This window comes from Pseudonocardia halophobica (assembly GCF_027922425.1).
Classification (GTDB): domain Bacteria; phylum Actinomycetota; class Actinomycetes; order Mycobacteriales; family Pseudonocardiaceae; genus Pseudonocardia; species Pseudonocardia halophobica.
In genome coordinates, this window is the sequence record NZ_BSFQ01000116.1 from 1 (window position 1) to 1,351 (window position 1,351).

The window sequence follows — 1,351 nt, forward strand, 5'->3', positions numbered from 1 at the left end:
CACTCACGGGACGCTCCTATGGTTCGTCAAGCCCCTGCGGCTGGTGGGTGTTCGAGCTGTCGGTAGAGCTGGCGGGTGATGTAGCGCTTGAGGCAGCGGCGGATCTCGGGGTCGGTCTTGCCCTCGGTGCGGCGGCGTTCGACGTAGGCGCGGGTGGGCGGGTGGAACCGCATCCGTGACACGGCGATGGTGTGGATGGCGCTGTTGAGGCGTCGGTCTCCGCTGCGGTTGAGCCGGTGTCGGATGGTCCGGCCGGAGCTGGCCGGGATCGGCGCGGTCCCGGCCAGCATGGCGAAGGCGCCGTCGTCGGCGACCCGGCCGGGGTGAGACCAGGCCGAGAGCACGGTCGCGGACACGATCGGCCCCACGCCCGGCAGTTCGAGCAGGTCCGGCCGCCAGCTGCGCACGATCGCGAGGATCTCGGCCTCGTGGGCGTCGGCCTCGTCCTGCAGCAGCGTGATTCGCAGTGCCAGGGCCCGCAGCGCCGACAACGCGGTGAACACGTGCACGTCCGCAGCACTGCGTGCGGGCCGCAGCCTGGACGCCTTGCGCAGCATCGCGGTGGTGCTCAACCCACGAAACTTCGCCCGTACCTGTTCCGGTGCGCTGATGACCAGGGCGTGGAGCTGGCTCTTGGCCTCGGTCACCCCGTCGACCGCGGCCTGGCGGGTGGACAGCCGGATCTGCAGAGAAGCCCGTTCACCGTCGGCGCGGGGAACCGTGACCCGGGCGCGGGCCAGCGCGTCTCGAGCCGCGCGGACCGCGTCGATCGGATCGGACTTGGCCCCTGCGCGACGGGCCGGGCGTGCCGGACGGTCGAGCTCGACGACCAGCTCACCGGCCTGCGCGAGGTGGCGAGCCAGGCCCGCGCCGTAGCCGCCGGTGCCCTCGATCGCCCAGCCTCGCAGTACGCCGTGTTCACGGCCGAGTGCGAGTAGCGCGGTGTAGCCGTCCGGGTCGGCGCAGACGGTGATCTCGGCCAGCACCGCTCCGGTGCCCGCGGCGAGGACCGCGGCGCTGTGGGTGTCTTTGTGGGTGTCGACGCCGATGACGACCTCGACCAGCTCTGCCAGCATGGACAACGCGTTCTCCCGTGCCTGGAGGGACGTGAAGGTCCCGGCCCAGGTCGGAGCCGGCAGGACTGTGACGGGACACGCCAGCGGCAATCTGGCGGTCAAGCTCCTGATCAGGCCAGCTACTCCGGCCGGGGCCGGTGCCGACAGCGCCGAGTGGGCAAGTCCCGTGCAAGCCACCCCCATGACCGAGGGGCCAGTCAGACGGAGAGCCACACCCGCCGCTGTCGACCACCAACCCACCATCACCGGGCCGGTAGCGCCACCTTCACAGTCAG

At 71.5% G+C, this 1,351-nt stretch carries 1 protein-coding gene; it reads right to left on the reverse strand.

Translation table 11 applies throughout. The features are described from left to right. Positions 1–26: 26 nt before the first annotated feature. Positions 27–1,076: an IS110 family RNA-guided transposase gene (locus PKE99_RS37540; RefSeq protein ID WP_051738402.1), complete on the reverse strand. Its 1,050-nt coding sequence runs from the start codon at positions 1,074–1,076 to the stop codon at positions 27–29. Positions 1,077–1,351: the final 275 nt, after the last annotated feature.